Below are 17018 nucleotides of genomic sequence, written 5' to 3'. Positions count from 1 at the left end.
AAGCCTCGGATTTTCCGAGGCTTGTTTGTTTTAATAGCTTTTAAAATTTGTTCAGGAGAAAGAATTCTCTTTTATTAGTAATTTGTATAATTATTCACACCTAATTTTATATAATGCACACGTATAAGTTTACCATTTTGCTTTTGCTAAGCTTTATGGCTGTTTCTTGTAAGCAGAAGGCGAAGTATCACTTTAACGAAGGTAAGGTTTTTGGGACTTTTTACCATATTACCTATCAATATCCCAAAGAAGTGGGATTACAAAGTGATATATTAAAAAAGCTAGAGGAGTTTGATTATTCCTTATCTACTTACAATGCAGAATCGGTTATTTCGCTTGTAAATCAAAATGATTCGAGTGTTGTATTGGACAAGTACTTTATTCACTGTTTTAAAAAAAGTGAAGAAATTGCTAAAATTACCAATGGAGCTTTCGATTGGACTGTTGCACCTTTGGTGAATGCTTGGGGATTTGGCTTTAAAAATAAACTCGAACCATCCGAAATACCCGTTGATAGCTTGTTAAATATAGTTGGATATGATAAAGTCTGTTTAAAGCAGGGAAAAGTCATTAAAAAGGATTCTAGAATAATGTTTGATGCTAGTGCCATTGCAAAAGGTTATGGAGTAGATGTTGTGGCCGATTTTTTGGAATCAAAAGGTGTAACAAACTATCTTGTCGAGATTGGTGGAGAAATTCGGGCCAAAGGAAAAAGTAATAAGAATAGAGTTTGGCGGGTAGGGATTGATAAACCTATCGATGATCCCTCGAGTTTATCGAGACAAATTCAGGATGTTATTGAGTTAGAGAATGGAGCCTTGGCAACATCGGGAAATTATCGCCAGTTTTATGTGAAAGATGGTAAAAAATATGCACATACAATTGATCCTCGTTTGGGATATCCTGTGCAGCATAGTTTATTGTCTTCCTCGGTTGTTGCTGACGACTGTATGACTGCAGATGCCTACGCAACTAGTTTTATGGTTCTGGGTTTGGAAAAAAGTATCGAAATTGTTCAAAAAGATAATCAGCTTGAGGCTTACTTTATTTATTCTGATCAGGACGGTAATCTTAAAACTTATATTACCGAAGGTTTAAAAGATTTGATTTTACAATAAGCACAAGCAAGGTACCGATTTTCTATTTTCCTAAGTCTGAAAAAGTGTAGTTGTTATACTATATATAAACAAAGGGAAATAGAAAACCGGTAAAACTAGTTCTATTTTACATCACAACTCTCGGAATCTTCTTTACTACATGCACAGGAACCACATCCACCTCCCGTAAATTTAGCATTTTTGTCAAAAAGTAGCTTAATTCCAAATCCTGCAAACGCAAGAATAAGTAAGAAAATCGAAAGCAACAAAATTTTTATAAAAATTGCCATTGTTCTAATTTTTAAGATTATGCTACATTAAATTACGATTTTATATTCTGTAATGTTTTGTTTATTTAGATAGTAAGACTTTTTTAACTTTTAAAGAACAAGTCTATAAGGACTCTAACTCTTTATCAAGTAAGCTTAATTTTTTAAATTGAATAGCATTTCTTGTTTTTGTGTGCTCCATTTTATCTTGTGTGGTTGCACAACCAATTCCTCGCTCTTTTAATGCCTTATTCTTTCCAATATGTATTTCAGGAAATTTGCCATTCTTTTTTAAAAGAATAGAAATTGCAAATCCCAGAAAAACAAAGGCCATCAATACAATACTTAAGAGCAATACTTTTACTATCATCTGAATAATTATTAATAATTTAAGGGCAAAGATAATATTTAGGCATTGTATGACCAAACTAAATAAGACTTTAAAGTCTTAAATACTTAGTTCGATCCTTCTTATTTAGAATAATTCTTAGTAAATTTGAATTCATAAAAAGTAAGAAATCCTGTTAAACAAACACACTAACATACTTTGGATTTTGGAATAAGGGGGGAGACTTTTTCTAGTCCATTAAATACAAAAATATGTCAGAAATAATAAAGGAAAACAAGAAATTAAAGAAGAAAAATACCGCTTTTACTAATTCCGAAGAAATAGTAAACGATTATTATATTGCCAATATTAGTAGGCAGTTAAGTATTTTAGGAAGAAAAGAAGTACTTACAGGAAAGGCAAAATTTGGAATTTTTGGAGACGGAAAAGAAATTGCACAAATAGCCATGGCTAAATCTTTTAAAACAGGAGATTGGCGTTCGGGATATTATCGCGATCAAACTTTTATGCTTGCGTCAGGTATGTTGACGCCTGAAGAGTTTTTTGCTCAATTATTCGGAGAAACACAACTCTCGAAAAATCCGGCAAATGGAGGGCGTTTAATGAACAATCATTATGCATCTCGTAGCTTAAATGATGATGGTTCATGGAAGGATTTAACTACTCAGAAAAATTCATCGGCTGATATTTCTCCAACAGCTGGACAAATGCCACGTTTACTTGGCTTAGCTTATGCTTCGAAATTATTTAGAGAGAATAAGGATTTGCATCAATTTAAAGGATTTTCGAATAAAGGAAATGAAGTTGCTTTTGGGACCATAGGTGACTCGAGTACTTCGGAGGGGCATTTTTGGGAAGCCATTAATGCGGCCGGTGTGTTAAAAGTGCCCATGGCTATGAGTGTTTGGGACGATGGATGGGGAATTTCTGTGCCCAATAAATATCAAACTACAAAATCGAATATTTCGGAAGTTTTGAAGGGGTTTGAGTTGGATGAGAATGGGGATGGATATTTGATTTATAAGGCCAAAGGTTGGGATTATGAAGGTTTATGTAAGCTATATGCTGAAGGAGTTGAGTTATGCCGTAAAAATCATGTTCCAACTTTATTTCATATTTCGGAAATGACTCAGCCTTTAGGTCATTCAACTTCAGGATCGCATGAGAGATACAAATCTGAAGAACGATTAAATTGGGAAAAAGAATATGATCCGATAAAGAAAATGAGGGAGTGGATTCTTTCAAATAAAATATCCGATGAGGAACAGCTGTCTCAAATAGAATCTAAAGCCATTGATAAAGTGAAGGAGGCAAGAAGAATTGCCTGGAACCATTTTATTGAACCCATAAAGAAAGAGCGAGAAGAATTAATTTATTTGGTACAAAATGCCGGATGTCACTGCAAAAAAACAGATAGAATTGATGCCATAACAAATAGTTTAAAGAAAATAATTCATCCAGTAAGGAAAGATAATTTTAGTGCAGCAAAAAAAATACTGAGGTATATTTGTTCTACTTGCGAAAATTATAAACCACTAAAATCGCAATTGCAAGAGTGGCTGAAGAATTCTCTTGACCAAAATTATGCAAGGTATAGTAGTCATCTTTATAGTGAAACAAGTCTTGGTGTACGGAATATTGTTTCTATAGCTCCTGTTTATAGCGAAAATTCAAAAATGGTTAACGGCAGGGAGGTTCTTCGGGATAATTTTGAATTGCTTTTTACAAAATATCCATTACTATTAACTTTTGGAGAAGATACTGGCTTTATTGGCGGGGTTAATCAAAGTTTAGAAGGAATGCAGCAAAAGTTTGGAGAGCTGCGCGTAACCGATACAGGAATTCGTGAAGCGAGTATTATAGGTCAGGGAATTGGTATGGCTCTGAGGGGGTTGCGGCCAATTGCAGAAATTCAATATTTTGATTATTTACTGTATGCTTTACAAACCATGAGCGATGACTTGGCAACCATGCAATATCGTACCAAGGGAGGTCAAAAGGCACCCTTAATTATTCGAACCCGTGGACACAGGTTAGAAGGGATATGGCATTCAGGTTCGCCTTTAAGTATGGTTATTAATTCGATTAGGGGTGTACATGTTTGTGTGCCTAGAAACATGACTGTTGCTGCGGGCTTTTATAATACCCTTTTAGAGTCCGACGAGCCTGCTTTGGTTATTGAGCCATTAAATGGATATCGACTAAAAGAGAAGCGCCCTGATAATTTAGGAGAATTTAATACACCTTTGGGTATACCCGAAATTTTGTCTGAAGGAACAGATATTACTTTGGTGACTTATGGTTCTTGTGTTCGAATAGCCGAAGATGCCGTTAAGCAATTAAAAGATTTTGATATTTCTGTTGAGTTAATTGATGTTCAAACTTTGTTGCCTTTCGATGTGAATGGTATTATTTTAAAATCGATTAAAAAAACAAGCCGAGTTGTATTTTTCGATGAGGATGTACCTGGAGGAGCTACAGCATTTATGATGCAGAAAGTTTTAGAGGATCAAAAAGCATATTTTTATTTGGATTCCGAACCTCGGACAATTACAGCAAAAGATCATCGTCCTGCCTATGGTACAGATGGTGATTATTTTTCAAATCCCAATGCAGAAGATGTATTTGAACTGATTTACGAAATGATGAGAGAATCGAATCCGGATAAATTCAAATCTATTTATATTAAATAAATTATCGTTTAAATAATAAAAAGCGGCTTTTATAAACAATTGCATTTATTTAATGATTTCTGTTCACCCCATTTAAGAATTTAACTGTCTTACTAATGTGCGAGTTTTTATTGAGAATATTCGCAGAAGCTTTTTAGTTAGTAATAGTTGAATGCAATGTGGTAATTCTTATCAACTTAAAAAATGAAAAGCAAAATATTTAAAAACAGTCACCTCTAATTGATGTGGCTGTTTTTAGTATATGAAAATTGTATCTCGAAAGAAAAAGTATATTTTATTTACTCCTTTGTCACCCCTTTTTTTAGTATGCCTGTTATAGTATTGTTCAAGATGAGAAATAGGGGTCTTGTCTCGAATACTTTTTAGTATGAAAGTGTCGATGTAATTAGGTGATGCAAACAAATAACACGTAAGGGCACAATTCTAAAATGCTATATTTTGTAGCAATAAGCAGTCATTCATAGGGGGATGACTGCTTTTTTTTGCCTAATTTTGTCTGAGAATTATTTATAAGTAAAGTATTTAGATGATAAGACCTGTAAAACCCTCCGACGCAAAAGAAATTTGCGATATCTACAATTATTATATTACCGATACCTGTGTAACTTTTGAAGAAGAAGAACTTTCCGTAAAGCAAATGGAAAAGAGGATTAATGATATTTGTTTAAAGTATTTGTGGCTGGTTTATTTGCACCAAGGAAATATTATTGGTTATGCTTATGCAGGAGAGTGGAAATCGCGATATTCATATCGATTTGCAGTAGAAACAACAGTTTACTTGCATCCGGATTTTGGTGGAGTGGGAATTGGTGCACTTTTATATAAAAAATTACTTGATGATTTAAAGACTACCGATTATCATGCTGCAATTGGTTGTATAACCATACCTAATAAAGCAAGTGTAGCTCTGCACGAAAAATTTGGATTCAGAAAAATAGGAGAATTTAGGGAAGTAGGTTTTAAATTCGATAAATGGTTAGATATTGGCTACTGGGAGCTGTTGTTGTAATTATAGCAATAAAGTAATTGATATGATTTTCAGCTTAAATGTTAAAGAATGTTAAATATTGAAAAATAAAGGCTGATCTTTTCACCTTTTTTCTTTTAAATACGTCTTTAATATATAGGCTTTTAGTTAGTGTTGATTTAAATCATTGTGGTTAGTGGTAAATTATCGAAGCAGATAATTGTTAAATCAACGAAAAAATTATCCCGGTAAATATTTTTCATAGTTTACCGGGTTTTTTGTGTCTTAGTATTTGTATCGAATAAAAACAGTAGTAAGCGATAGCGTCGAGTTTAAAAAGTAAATTTTAAATAAGCTAAAAGCCTCTCTGACTCATAGTTAACAGGAGTTTCTTTATAAGATATCAGTTTTTTTACCAGCAAATTTTACTATAAAATAAAGAGTTAAAAATCCTGCAGGAATTAATAACCAGGACGAAACACCATAGGCAGCTGGTAATAATCCAGCAACTATTGAAACCATACCTACTGTTAGCGCATAGGGTAATTGGGTTCGTACATGTTCTATATGATTACAGGAGCTGGCCAAGGAGCTTAATATTGTGGTGTCGGATATTGGAGAACAATGATCGCCAAGAACCGAACCAGCAAGAATGGCCGAAACCGTTATGTAGAATATGTTCATGCTTTCCAGATTATTCATTCCGGCAGAATGACAAAGAGCCCACGAAGCTGGTAAAATGAGAGGATATAAAATTGCCATTGTTCCCCACGATGAACCTGTTGAGAAAGCTATTAAGGCTGACAATAGGAAAGTAAATGCAGGTAAAAATTGCGGTGGAACTTCGGTTGCAATTAGTATATTAGAAATAAAATCTGCGGTATGCATGTCTTTGGTAATATCGGCTAAGGCCCAGGCCAATATAAGAATTAATATTGCGGTAAGCATGGTTTTAAAGCCACTTACCAATGCATCAATAGTTGTTTTAAGACTTAAAATTCGTTGACTTATACTTAAAAATGCAGCTATTAAAACTGCAGATAAGGAAGACCACAGTAAGGCTAAATAAGAATCAGAAGCACCAATTATATGAGAAAGTTTACTGCCAAATGAAATATTACTGTCATTCCAGATACTGGTATCCCATCCGGTAAATACTAAACCTGCAAAAGTGCCAAAAATTACTACTAAAACAGGAATTCCGGCATTGTACCATCTAGTAGGTATATTTTTAGGAATTTCAATTTCTTCTGATCCGTTTAGTTTAGCAGGTTCAGTGTTTGTAGATATGTGTTGTTCTTTGTTTCTGCTTCGTAATTCGGCTTTATACATTGGACCAAAGTCCTTTTTCATTACTATCAGCATTAAAATAAAGAATAGGGTGAAAAATGGATAAAAGCGAGTGGGTAGCGAATTTAAAAAAATACTATACGGACTTTCGTCAACATTTATTTGAACTGTTGCCGATTGAATATAGCTTAATTCTATTCCAATCCAGGTTGTTATCATTGCAATTGATGCAACCGGAGCAGCTGTAGAATCAACAATATAGGCTAATTTTTCACGCGATATTTTTAGTCGGTCACTTACCGGACGCATGGTATTTCCAACCACCAAAGTATTTGCATAATCGTCGAAAAAAATAAGTACGCCTAATAGCCAGGTTACAAATTGTCCTGATCTTGGGCTTTGGGCGAATTTAGAGAGTTTATTTACAACTCCCTGCATACCACCATTTTGCGTAATTAGCTTAACCATAGCTCCAATTAACATCGAAAATACAATAATGGAAATATGTCCGGTATCAGCTAGTGATTGTATAATATATGTATCTGATATTGCAAAAATTGCCTTAAAAAAAGCTGAAAAGATGGATATATCCTGAAAAGAAAAAATGATTAATGTTCCCGAGAATAAGCCAACAAAAAGAGCAGAAAATACTTCCTTAAAAAGCAATGCCATTACTATTGCAATAAGAGGAGGCAGAATAGACATCCACAAAGGAATTGCTGAGTATAGTTTACTTTGGTGATGGTTTCCTATTTGTACAGTTATTTTTTGCTTGCCCTTATATACATAGGGAAGAGTAATGCTATTTTTACTAGGTTTTACAGTAATTTTTTTTGTGTTTAGCAGTAAACTTATGCTATCATTGGTTTGTGGCCAATCTTTATTAAGAGTAATATTAAGTTGCGATTTTATATCGGCAACAATAATTTTAGGTAATTCTATTTTAAAGGTCGAGTTACTTTTTATATGTTGATTTGTAGATGAAAGCACAGGTGAAAAATCACATACTAAAAAAGATAATAATAGCAGATTTAAAAGGTATTTATGCATTGGAATAGGAATTTATGGAAGCAATAAATATACAGATTTAGATTATACTATACTAACGGATTGTCTGTACTACGCGCGATATCTCATTAATTTAATTCTTTTTTTTTCCTAAAATTGATTATTTTGTACGTTATAATTAATTTAGTTGATGTGGACGAGACTTCAGATTTGTTTAGAATAGAAAATAACAACATTAACCCGGAAAAAGGAAAAGTATTAATAGCTGAGCCTTTTTTGGAAGGACGTTATTTTAAACGCTCCATAATTTTATTGGCAGAGTTTAATGAAAATGGAGCTGTTGGTTTTGTGTTAAATAAACCAATAAACATATCATTGGATGAGGTATTAATTAATATCGCACATTTTGATGGTGATGTTTATATGGGAGGACCAGTTGATACCAACAGAATTTATTACATACACACTATTCCCGAGTTAATTCCCAATAGCATTCATATTTCAGATCAGCTTTATTGGGGAGGCGATTTTAATGTCTTAAAAGATTTAATTGAGCAGAAGAAGGTATTGCCACATCAGGTTCGTTTCTTTGCAGGATATTCTGGTTGGAGTGCCGGCCAACTCGAGGAGGAAATCAAAGAAAATTCCTGGTTGGTAAGCAAGATTGATGTTAAAAGTATTATGAGTTTAAATCTCTCGAATTTATGGGAAAAAAGCCTGCGCAAATTAGGTGGTAAATATCGACTTTGGTCTAATTTTCCCGAAAATCCAAGTATGAACTAATAAGCTAAAACTTAAAAGTATTTTTATTAAGTTCTTCGATTAGTATTTTGGCTGTTTTATTAAAAAAGCGCCTGTCTTCAAAAGCTACCACCCATTTAATTCCGGTTATTGCATTACTTAGGAATATTTCATCGGCTTCGTAAATATCTTTTATGGATAAATCACAATCTTCATAAATTGTAAGATTTAAGTTTAGGGCAGCTTTAATTAGTTGCTCTCTCATAATTCCTGCAACGGCTCCACAATCTATTCCGGGAGTCATAAGGACATTATTCTTTACAATAAATACATTTGAGCTTGTGCTTTCTACGATATTTCCTCTTTCGTTAATTAGCAAACAATCATCTAAATTCATTTTTAATTTATGATTTGCAGCCATTATAAATAGCAGAGAATTTCCGGTTTTAAATTGAGAAAGTAAGCTTGAGCTTTTTTTGATATCTGTATAAATTCCAATTTTTAATCCCTTCTTATTAAGTTGGTATTTATCAGATTTAAGAGGAGAAGTTTCGATTAAGTAAGATATATTATTGTTGGCAGGAGTGTATAAGCCTCCATCGTTTCTAAATACGCTTAAACGAATTCTGGTACCACTAAAAGCCTTATTTTTATTAATAAGGTAAGTAATATCTTTACGGATTTTTTCATTAAAATTATTCGGAATAATCATTCCCAATGTTTTAATGCCTTTACTTAGTCGGTTAAGATGATCTTTCAGAAACTGAATTTCGGTTCCGTTGGCATGAATGGTCTCGAAAAGTGAATCTCCATAACGGAAAGCTCTGTTTGAAGCTCCAAAAATTGCTTCATCTTTCAGAAATAATTCTCCGTTAAGACTAATATACTCCACAGTGTTCATTTAAATTTCTCCTTTTAATATTTTTTCACAACATGAACTGATATTTTCATTGGAATTTACTTTTATTCCTTTTATTCCTGCAGCTTGAGAAGCTTGCACATCTCTCTCGCTATCGCCAATCATATATGATTGTTTTGTATCGATATTAAACTCTTTAATTGCTTTATTAAAGAAATAAGGGCTTGGTTTTCGACATTCGCAAGGCCCAATGCTATCGTGATGAGGACAGAAATAAATTTTCTCAATTTTAATATTTTCCTTTTTGAATATCGACAGCATGTAGTTATGAACTTTATTTACATCTTCTTCGGTATATAAACCTTTAGCTACTCCTCCCTGATTGGTAACAATAATTAGAAGATAACCAGCTTCTGAAAATTTTTTTAGTGAAGAAATTATGCCTTCGTTAATTACAAAATCTTTAACACGATAAATATAATAATGTCCAATGTCGGAATTGATAAGTCCGTCACGATCCAGGAAAATTGCTTTTTGCATGATTTAAAATTTGAGAATCTCGTGCAAAAATACAGAGAATAATTGTGGTTTAATTATCATCGGAAATAGAAATCCAAAAAGAGCGCCCGAAAGATGTGCGCTATGCCCAATATTATCGACGTTTTTTTTGCTCATATAGTAAGAATAATATAAGTAAGCAGTAGCAAAAATTATTCCTGGAATTGGAATTACGAAAAATAGGTAGATGGAATTTAATGGCGCGAAAAATATAGTTGCAAATACAACGGCCGAGGTTGCTCCTGAAGCGCCCACTGCGTTGTAATGATAGTGTTCGCGATGTTTTCTTAAGTCAACTAAAGTTGAAATTACAATCGCACTTAAATATAAAATTACGAAGTAAAAAATTCCCAATGAGTCAAAATAATCAGAGAAGTAGTACTCCAGAGAATCACCGAAAAAATATAATACAATCATATTTACGAGCAAATGGTCCCAATTTGCATGTATAAAACCATAAGTAATCATTCTGTACCATTGATTTCTTTTTAAAACCTGATACGCATTAAACTGATATTTATATAATAATTTATCATTTTTAAATGCCGCTATAGAAACTAAAGCTGTTATGGCAATTATAATTAAGGTCATGTAATTTATTCTTAAAATGCTTCAATAAGTTTTACTGTAAGAGCTGATTTATCAGAATTATATCCTCCTGCTTTGTATTGAATACGGTTGCTTGTAATTCCTTTTGAAATAATATAGTTGGCAGCTTTTTTTGCTCTCTCCAGACTAAGTAATTTATTGTCTTTTTTGCTTTGATCGATATTTGTAAATCCAATTATTTCAATTGCAATGTTTGGATTAACTTTAAGCAAACCAGTTAAATTATTTAATTCCGAAATAGTAGGTTCCTTTAATTCCGAAGAATTTTTATCATATTCCACTCCAAACAATTCCATTTGCTTATTATGATTAAATTCTTCCAATACAATTTGTTCGTACTTATCAGAAAAGTATTCATAATTAGTTAAAACTTTTGTAAAATATCCATCCTTATTGATAATAATATCATAAGATTTTGAAGGGTCGATTTCTTTTATAAAATCACCATATTCATCCGATTCGCAAAAGCTATTAATTTTATAAGTTTGATTAATGATTTCGATGCTTGTATTTTCTATGGAACGACCCGAATGTTGATCGATAATGTTACCTTTAAATTCTACCCAGGGAGTTTTTTCCATTACAATGTTAAGCTGATTGTTTGTTTTTTTACTATTGGCAAAATAAAGAATTCGTTTGGTTTTGTAGCCAGGTTTACTAACAATTAAGCTGTAGTTTTTTCCATCAAAAATATCTAGATTAAACAGCCCTTTATTCTTGGTATAGCTAATTTTTTCTTTCGATAAATTATCCATAAGTACTACCTGGACACTATCTAAAGAGAATTTTGTTTTTGCTTCGGTAATGCGGCCTTTTAAAGTAATAATCTTGTCTTTATTGGCTTCAAATGAGAACATATCATCGTTGCCTCTTCGGTTCGACGAAAAATATCCTATTTCTTTATTTTTAGCTATTAGAAATCCAAAATCATCTTTTTCTGAATTGAATGGTGGGCCCAGATTTACGGGATATGTCCATTGGTTCTGTTCAAAAGTTGTTTTAAAGATATCTAATCCTCCAAAGCCAATATGTCCGTTTGAAGAAAAATAAAGATAGTTATCAGCAGCTATAAAAGGGAACATTTCGTTGCCGGCAGTATTTACTGTAGGACCAAGGTTTATTGGTTTACTCCATGCAAAGCCCTGTTTACGACATAAATAAATATCGGTACCACCATATCCACCATCCATGTTCGAAATAAAATAAAGAAACCTTCCGTCTGGAGATATACTTGGATGACCGATTGAATAATTTTTTCCTGAGAAAAGGAATAATTCTGGTTTATCCCATGATTTTCCATTAAATCGTGAAGTGTATATGTTTAACTCGGATTTCCCTTCTAAATTTAGATTTCCCTTATTTCTGGTGAAATAAATAAATTTTTCGTTAGGACTAAAGCAAGCTGGTCCTTCGTGATATTTTGAATTAAAAAGATTATTAAAAGGCTTTGGTGAAAGAAATTTAGATCCGCTTTTTTCTGCATAATAAAGGTCCAGATAATATTCTCCTGTTCTACCATCAGTAGCTCTCGAGGTTTTATTTGGGCGTCCCGATACAAATAAAATTCCATTTTTATAAAGTGCAGATACAAAATCGGATTGAGCTGTATTAATACCTAGAGGTGTGACAGTATATAGCTGTTTGTCTTCCAGTTCATTTATTAAATTACAGGATAAAATCAGATTTGTTATGTTTTTGTGATCGGGATAAAATTTAGCATATTTTTTGTACCAATTTATTGCTTTGATATAGTTTCTTGTTCTTTTTAAGAGCTCTGCATACTGAAGATAATCTTCGGGTATAACTTCATTGCTGGCAACAATATTTTCCATTAAGTAAAGAGCTTTATTGTCTTTTTGAGTTTGGGTATAACAATAAGCTAATTTTCTTTTGATTTTAATATCCTCCGAATTCAGTAAATATTTCTCGTAGTAGTATTGAGCATCGGAATATTCTTCATTTTCGAATAAACGATTTCCCTTCACTAATTGATTATTTTGGGCAGATAAAGATATGCTTCCCGTTATAATTAGTAGTAATGCAAATATAATTCTGAATACCTGTTTACTGTTCATAGTCCTTAAAAATATCGCGGTGAAGTAATTCGGCTCTTTTTTAAAGAGAGATTGTAATTTAATATTATTTCATGATTGGTAAAACCCTTTGCTTGGTATTTTCCAAAATATCTTTCATAGGAATATGAAAACCTTAGCTTTTGGCTTAATTGATACCCTACTAGTCCGGCCCATGAATTGTCCGACCTATATCCGGCTCCTATTGATACGCCGCTATCATGAATAAAATCTAAATTGATATTGGCTGTTACATCTGCAGAATACGATTTAACCAATAATATAGAAGGTGCAAATTTAATCTCAGAGCTAAGGTCTGTTTTTGTTCCTGCACCAATATAGAGAGGTATGTTTCCGGCTTTAAATTTCATGTTATTAGAAAAGCCTTCTGAGGACGGCTGATCGTTCGATAACAGTCTTGGAGCTGAAAAACCAATGTAATATTTGGGGGTGTAATAATAAAATCCGATTCCAAAATTTGGTACCCATGTTGATACATCACTATCTGGGAAAGCTGGATCATCGGGCGAAGTAAAGTTTGGATCATAAGTTGTTAACTCAGTCCATTTAATTTGTTTGTTTATAAAGCCAGCCTGTATACCCATTGATAATGTTCCTTTGTAACTTACTTGCAAATGATAGGCATAATTTAAGAATACTGCATTGTCTTTTTGTATTCCGAATTGGTTATTGTAAACAACAGCTCCCAATCCAAATTTTGCATAGTTTACAGGAGCTTGTACCGATAGTACAGCTGTTTGAGGAGAACCTTCAACATCAACCCATTGATTTCGGTAGGCAAGAACGGCCTCCATAAATCGACTACTACCTGCATAAGCCGGATTGTAAAAAAGCCGGTTGTAAGAATAATTAGAAAAACGGATGTCTTCCTGCGCTACAGATTGCATAGCACATAACAGAAAACATCCGAAAAATATGATAGCTTTTATAGTTTTCTCCATATTTAGTACTTAACAACGATATAGCCACTTTTTACATACTCTTTATCTTTAATTATTAGCTTAAAGAAGTAAGTACCCTTAGGTAATTTGTCTCCTGGGCCGAGTTTTACTCCAGTACTATTGTATCCTCCATCCCAGGCTTCCTGATTCGTATAGTTTTTTTGTTCAAAAACTTTAGTACCCCAGCGAGAGAATACAATAAATTCGTTTTCAGGATAATTTTCAATGCCTTTAATATAAAATTTGTCATTGATATTATCGTTGTTTGGTGAAAATGAGGAAGGTATAAATAGCTCTACCTGATTTGGATCTAATACATTTACCAAGACAAGGGCTTTGTCACATAAATTTGTATTCGAACAAATTTCATAATAAATAGTATCTGTACCGTAACTTAAATCGTAAGGGTAATAGACCATTAAAGTATTGTCTTCGATTAGGTAGGCTTTTCCAAATTGATCTGTTTGTTTGATTATTGATGATTCGATATCATCAATCGATGATATTTGATCATTTTTAAGGAAATCAACTTCAATGTATATCACATCGTTATTGGAACTTTGGTTTGTGATAGAAACTGTATCGTTTTTTGCAATAGGTGTTTGGCCAAAACCAGCTTTTGCACATAGCAGAAGTCCAAGTAGTAGTAGAATGGATAGATTTAATCTCATATTAGATTAGTGTATTGCGTACAACTTAAGTTATAAATTTTATACTGTTCTTAGTGGAGGATTTTAAAGATCAGTTCTTTTAATAAATCTCCATGCTTTGTGCTTATGTCACCATATCCTTTTGATTTTAGATCAAATTCTCTCAATAATTCAATAATTGAAACCAATTTCTTGGGATTATAATTGAGAGAAGCTTGTTTATAGTCCTTTACAAAAAAAGGATTAATGTTTAAGCTTGAGGCAACAGCTTTTTCGTTTACTTTATTTTTAATAAAATAATACTTAAGAACTTTTGAGAAATACGAGTGCAAGAGTGCAATGGTTACAACCATTGGATTATTTTTTTCATTTGTAGAAAAGTAGTTTATAATCTGATTGGCTTTTAGAACGTCTTTTTTGCCCAGAGCATTTTGTAATTCAAAGTTGTTGTAATCTTTTGATATTCCTATGTTTTTTTCAATATCATCGGGTGTGATTGTATTACTTTTGTTGATATTTATGCTAAGTTTTTCGAGGGCATTTGTAATTTTACCTAAATCATTACCTAAAAATTCGGCCAGTAGAAAAGCTGCTTTATTATCGATTTTATATTTTAAACGACTGGCATATTTTTTAATCCAATCTGGAACTTGATTATCATAGATTTTTTTAGATTCGAATAAAACTCCATTTTTTGCAATTTCTTTTGTAAAGCTTTTTCTCTTATCGAGCGATTTGTATTTGTAGTTTATTACCAGAATAGTAGATTTTAATGGCGTTTTTACATAAGATAAAAGCTGATCTATATTTTTTATATTTTGAGCTTCACGAACAATTACAATTTGTCTTTCCGACATCATAGGAAATCTTCTGGCTGTAGTTACAATAGTTCCTATATCAGTATCTTTACCATAAAGAATAGTTTGATTAAAATCGCGTTCCGATTCAGAAATAGCAGTATCTATAATATAATCGGTAATCTTATCAATAAAAAATCTTTCATCTCCCATTAAAAAGTAAACAGGAGCGTATTCTTTCTTTTTCAGACTGCGTAATATTTCTTCGTAAGTCATTTTGCTGATCTTAAAATCTTAAATGTTTTACTGATTGGCGGTTGTGCATAATTTCTTTTAAAGCCTCAATTCCTACTTCTAAGTGTTCTTTTACAAACTGATTGGTTACCGCAGCATCACTTTTGTCGGTTTTTACACCTTCCGAAATCATTGGTTGATCGGATACTAACAGGAGAGCGCCAACAGGAATTTCATTATAAAACCCTACGGTAAAAATTGTTGCAGTTTCCATATCAATAGCCATTGCTCTGGTTTTGCCAAGATATTTTTTAAATCGAACATCGTATTCCCACACTCGTTTATTTGTGGTTAACACTGTGCCGGTGTAATATTCTTTATTTCTATCCGAAATAACCTTCGATACGGCCATTTGAAGACTGAATGCAGGCAATGCTGGAACTTCGGGTGGTAAATAGTCATTCGATGTTCCTTCGCTTCTAATGGCGGCAATTGGCAGAATAAGATCTCCCAGTTTGTTCTTTCTTTTTAAACCACCGCATTTGCCTAAAAAAAGTACCCCTTTGGGGCTAATTGCACTTAACAAATCAAGTACAGTAGCAGCATTAGGACTACCCATGCCAAAATTTATAATGGTAACACCATCGGCCGAAGCGTTTGGCATTGCTTTGTCTTCACCAACAATTTCACAATTGTGCCATTTTGCAAATAACTCTACATAATGATTAAAATTGGTAAGTAATATATATGGAGTAAAATCGGTTAGTTCTCTGCCGGTATATCTGCTAAGCCAGTTTTTTACGATTTCTTCTTTGGTCTTCATTAATTGGAGATTTTATATAGGAATAAACTTGTATATTTGAGCTGTTAAGCTTTTTTTATGGAAAATTTAAATTTACCAACTTATTCTTTCAAATTAAAATTTGATCTGCAAAGAAAACTAATTTTTGACAGTATACGAAAGAAGTATGTGGTATTAACACCAGAAGAATGGGTTCGTCAGAATTTTATTCGATACCTGGTTGAAGAAAAAGGATATCCCGATTCTTTAATTGCTGTAGAGAAAAAGGTAGATGTTAATCTTTTACCACAACGCAGCGATATTGTTTTTTACAATAAAAATGCTAATCCTGTAATTATTGTGGAGTGTAAATCCACTAAAATTAAAATTACGCAAGAAGTATTTAATCAGATTGCCAGATATAATATGAAGCTTAGAGTCCCTTTTTTAGTGGTGACTAATGGTTTAAGGCATTTTTGTTGTTATATGGATTATGAGAAACAGAGTTTCCAGTTTATGGAAGATATTCCCAATTATCAGGAAATTAAAAATTTGTAACGTTTATTTTTTGCAAAAGATATTCATCTTTCCAGCCATTAGCTGTATTAATCCAGTCTTTTTTTAATCCGGAAATTTCGAATCCCTGATTTTTAAACAAGTGCAAACTGCTTTCATTATCGGAGGTTATATTGCAATACAACTGATGTAATTTAAGCACTGAAAATGCATAGTTGCATAAGCTTTGTAATGCTTCGCTTGCGTAACCTTTTTGTTGGTTTTCTTTGTTGTGAATTAAAACTCCCACGCCGGCATGACGATGAAAGGGATCAAAATCGAATAGGTCGATTAAGCCCACCGCTTTGCTGGTATCCTTTAGTTCTATTACAAGACGTAATTGTTTTGTCTCAAAAATATCTAAATGTGAACTTTCTAAATATTGTTTTAAAACAAAGAGTGAAAATGGTTTTAGTGTATTGCTTACTTCCCATATTGTAGAATTATTTTCCCACTCGTAAAGCAACTTTAAGTCGGTTGGTTCAAGGGCGCGCAATCTAATATTTTTGTTTTCCAGGATTTGCATT

17 protein-coding genes are annotated in these 17018 nt (G+C 32.8%); 5 read left to right on the top strand and 12 right to left on the bottom strand.

The genetic code is table 11. The features are described 5' to 3' along the window. Positions 1–113: 113 nt before the first annotated feature. Positions 114–1118 (top strand): FAD:protein FMN transferase, encoded by a 1005-nt coding sequence (locus tag ACT3CE_RS01930; protein ID WP_444708081.1) that lies wholly within the window; start codon positions 114–116, stop codon positions 1116–1118. A 101-nt stretch (positions 1119–1219) separates the two neighbouring features. Here ACT3CE_RS01930 and ACT3CE_RS01925 read toward each other — a convergent pair whose 3' ends face one another. Both ACT3CE_RS01925 and ACT3CE_RS01920 read right to left on the bottom strand, forming a co-directional pair. After that, entirely contained in the window at positions 1220–1387 is a 168-nt protein-coding gene (locus ACT3CE_RS01925) for a hypothetical protein (RefSeq protein ID WP_444708080.1), read from the bottom strand. A gap of 103 nt (positions 1388–1490) precedes the next feature. Continuing rightward, complete coding sequence (locus tag ACT3CE_RS01920; RefSeq protein WP_444708079.1) at positions 1491–1736, bottom strand: hypothetical protein; 246 nt, start codon at positions 1734–1736, stop codon at positions 1491–1493. 230 nt (positions 1737–1966) lie between these two features. On the opposite strand from ACT3CE_RS01920, the gene ACT3CE_RS01915 reads away from it, so the two are divergent. After that, entirely contained in the window at positions 1967–4408 is a 2442-nt protein-coding gene (locus tag ACT3CE_RS01915) for an alpha-ketoacid dehydrogenase subunit alpha/beta (RefSeq protein ID WP_444708078.1), read from the top strand. A gap of 526 nt (positions 4409–4934) precedes the next feature. Further along, positions 4935–5417 carry a GNAT family N-acetyltransferase gene (locus ACT3CE_RS01910; RefSeq protein ID WP_444708077.1) on the top strand — a complete coding sequence of 161 codons (483 nt, stop codon included), beginning with the start codon at positions 4935–4937 and terminating at the stop codon, positions 5415–5417. A 351-nt stretch (positions 5418–5768) separates the two neighbouring features. Here the strand turns inward: ACT3CE_RS01910 and ACT3CE_RS01905 are convergent, their stop codons facing one another. After that, entirely contained in the window at positions 5769–7715 is a 1947-nt protein-coding gene (locus tag ACT3CE_RS01905; RefSeq protein ID WP_444708076.1) for a Na+/H+ antiporter NhaC family protein, read from the bottom strand. A 123-nt stretch (positions 7716–7838) separates the two neighbouring features. On the opposite strand from ACT3CE_RS01905, the gene ACT3CE_RS01900 reads away from it, so the two are divergent. Then, the gene (locus ACT3CE_RS01900; protein ID WP_444708075.1) at positions 7839–8456 is read left to right on the top strand and encodes a YqgE/AlgH family protein; all 618 of its coding nucleotides are present in this window, start codon (positions 7839–7841) and stop codon (positions 8454–8456) included. 4 nt (positions 8457–8460) lie between these two features. On the opposite strand, the gene ACT3CE_RS01895 is transcribed toward ACT3CE_RS01900, so the two are convergent. The 8 genes from ACT3CE_RS01895 to ACT3CE_RS01860 are packed head-to-tail and all read right to left on the bottom strand — an operon-like array spanning position 8461 to position 15978. After that, positions 8461–9315, bottom strand: a complete 855-nt coding sequence (locus tag ACT3CE_RS01895; protein WP_444708074.1) for an aminotransferase class IV — start codon at positions 9313–9315, stop codon at positions 8461–8463. Then, complete coding sequence (locus tag ACT3CE_RS01890; protein WP_444708073.1) at positions 9316–9813, bottom strand: D-glycero-alpha-D-manno-heptose-1,7-bisphosphate 7-phosphatase; 498 nt, start codon at positions 9811–9813, stop codon at positions 9316–9318. It abuts the gene before it with no gap. A gap of 3 nt (positions 9814–9816) precedes the next feature. Further along, a complete protein-coding gene (locus tag ACT3CE_RS01885) occupies positions 9817–10422 on the bottom strand; it encodes a rhomboid family intramembrane serine protease (protein ID WP_444708072.1) in 606 nt (201 codons plus the stop codon). Between the two features lie 11 nt (positions 10423–10433). After that, positions 10434–12515 carry an OmpA family protein gene (locus ACT3CE_RS01880; protein WP_444708071.1) on the bottom strand — a complete coding sequence of 694 codons (2082 nt, stop codon included), beginning with the start codon at positions 12513–12515 and terminating at the stop codon, positions 10434–10436. A 5-nt stretch (positions 12516–12520) separates the two neighbouring features. Continuing rightward, positions 12521–13474, bottom strand: coding sequence for a PorP/SprF family type IX secretion system membrane protein (locus ACT3CE_RS01875; RefSeq protein ID WP_444708070.1), 954 nt, complete (start codon positions 13472–13474; stop codon positions 12521–12523). A gap of 2 nt (positions 13475–13476) precedes the next feature. Then, entirely contained in the window at positions 13477–14145 is a 669-nt protein-coding gene (locus ACT3CE_RS01870) for a gliding motility-associated C-terminal domain-containing protein (protein ID WP_444708069.1), read from the bottom strand. A gap of 50 nt (positions 14146–14195) precedes the next feature. Further along, a complete protein-coding gene (gene holA / locus ACT3CE_RS01865) occupies positions 14196–15197 on the bottom strand; it encodes a DNA polymerase III subunit delta (RefSeq protein ID WP_444708068.1) in 1002 nt (333 codons plus the stop codon). A gap of 10 nt (positions 15198–15207) precedes the next feature. Next, positions 15208–15978 carry an AMP nucleosidase gene (locus ACT3CE_RS01860; RefSeq protein WP_444708067.1) on the bottom strand — a complete coding sequence of 257 codons (771 nt, stop codon included), beginning with the start codon at positions 15976–15978 and terminating at the stop codon, positions 15208–15210. A 57-nt stretch (positions 15979–16035) separates the two neighbouring features. On the opposite strand from ACT3CE_RS01860, the gene ACT3CE_RS01855 reads away from it, so the two are divergent. Further along, positions 16036–16494: a type I restriction enzyme HsdR N-terminal domain-containing protein gene (locus ACT3CE_RS01855; protein ID WP_444708066.1), complete on the top strand. Its 459-nt coding sequence runs from the start codon at positions 16036–16038 to the stop codon at positions 16492–16494. Here ACT3CE_RS01855 and ACT3CE_RS01850 read toward each other — a convergent pair. After that, positions 16481–17017 carry a GNAT family N-acetyltransferase gene (locus tag ACT3CE_RS01850; protein WP_444708065.1) on the bottom strand — a complete coding sequence of 179 codons (537 nt, stop codon included), beginning with the start codon at positions 17015–17017 and terminating at the stop codon, positions 16481–16483. The genes ACT3CE_RS01855 and ACT3CE_RS01850 overlap by 14 nt on opposite strands. Position 17018: the final 1 nt, after the last annotated feature.

Source organism: Marinifilum sp. RC60d5 (assembly GCF_052400665.1).
Classification (GTDB): Bacteria; Bacteroidota; Bacteroidia; order Bacteroidales; family Marinifilaceae; genus JBQTGK01.
This window is presented reverse-complemented; position numbering and strand designations above follow the sequence as displayed.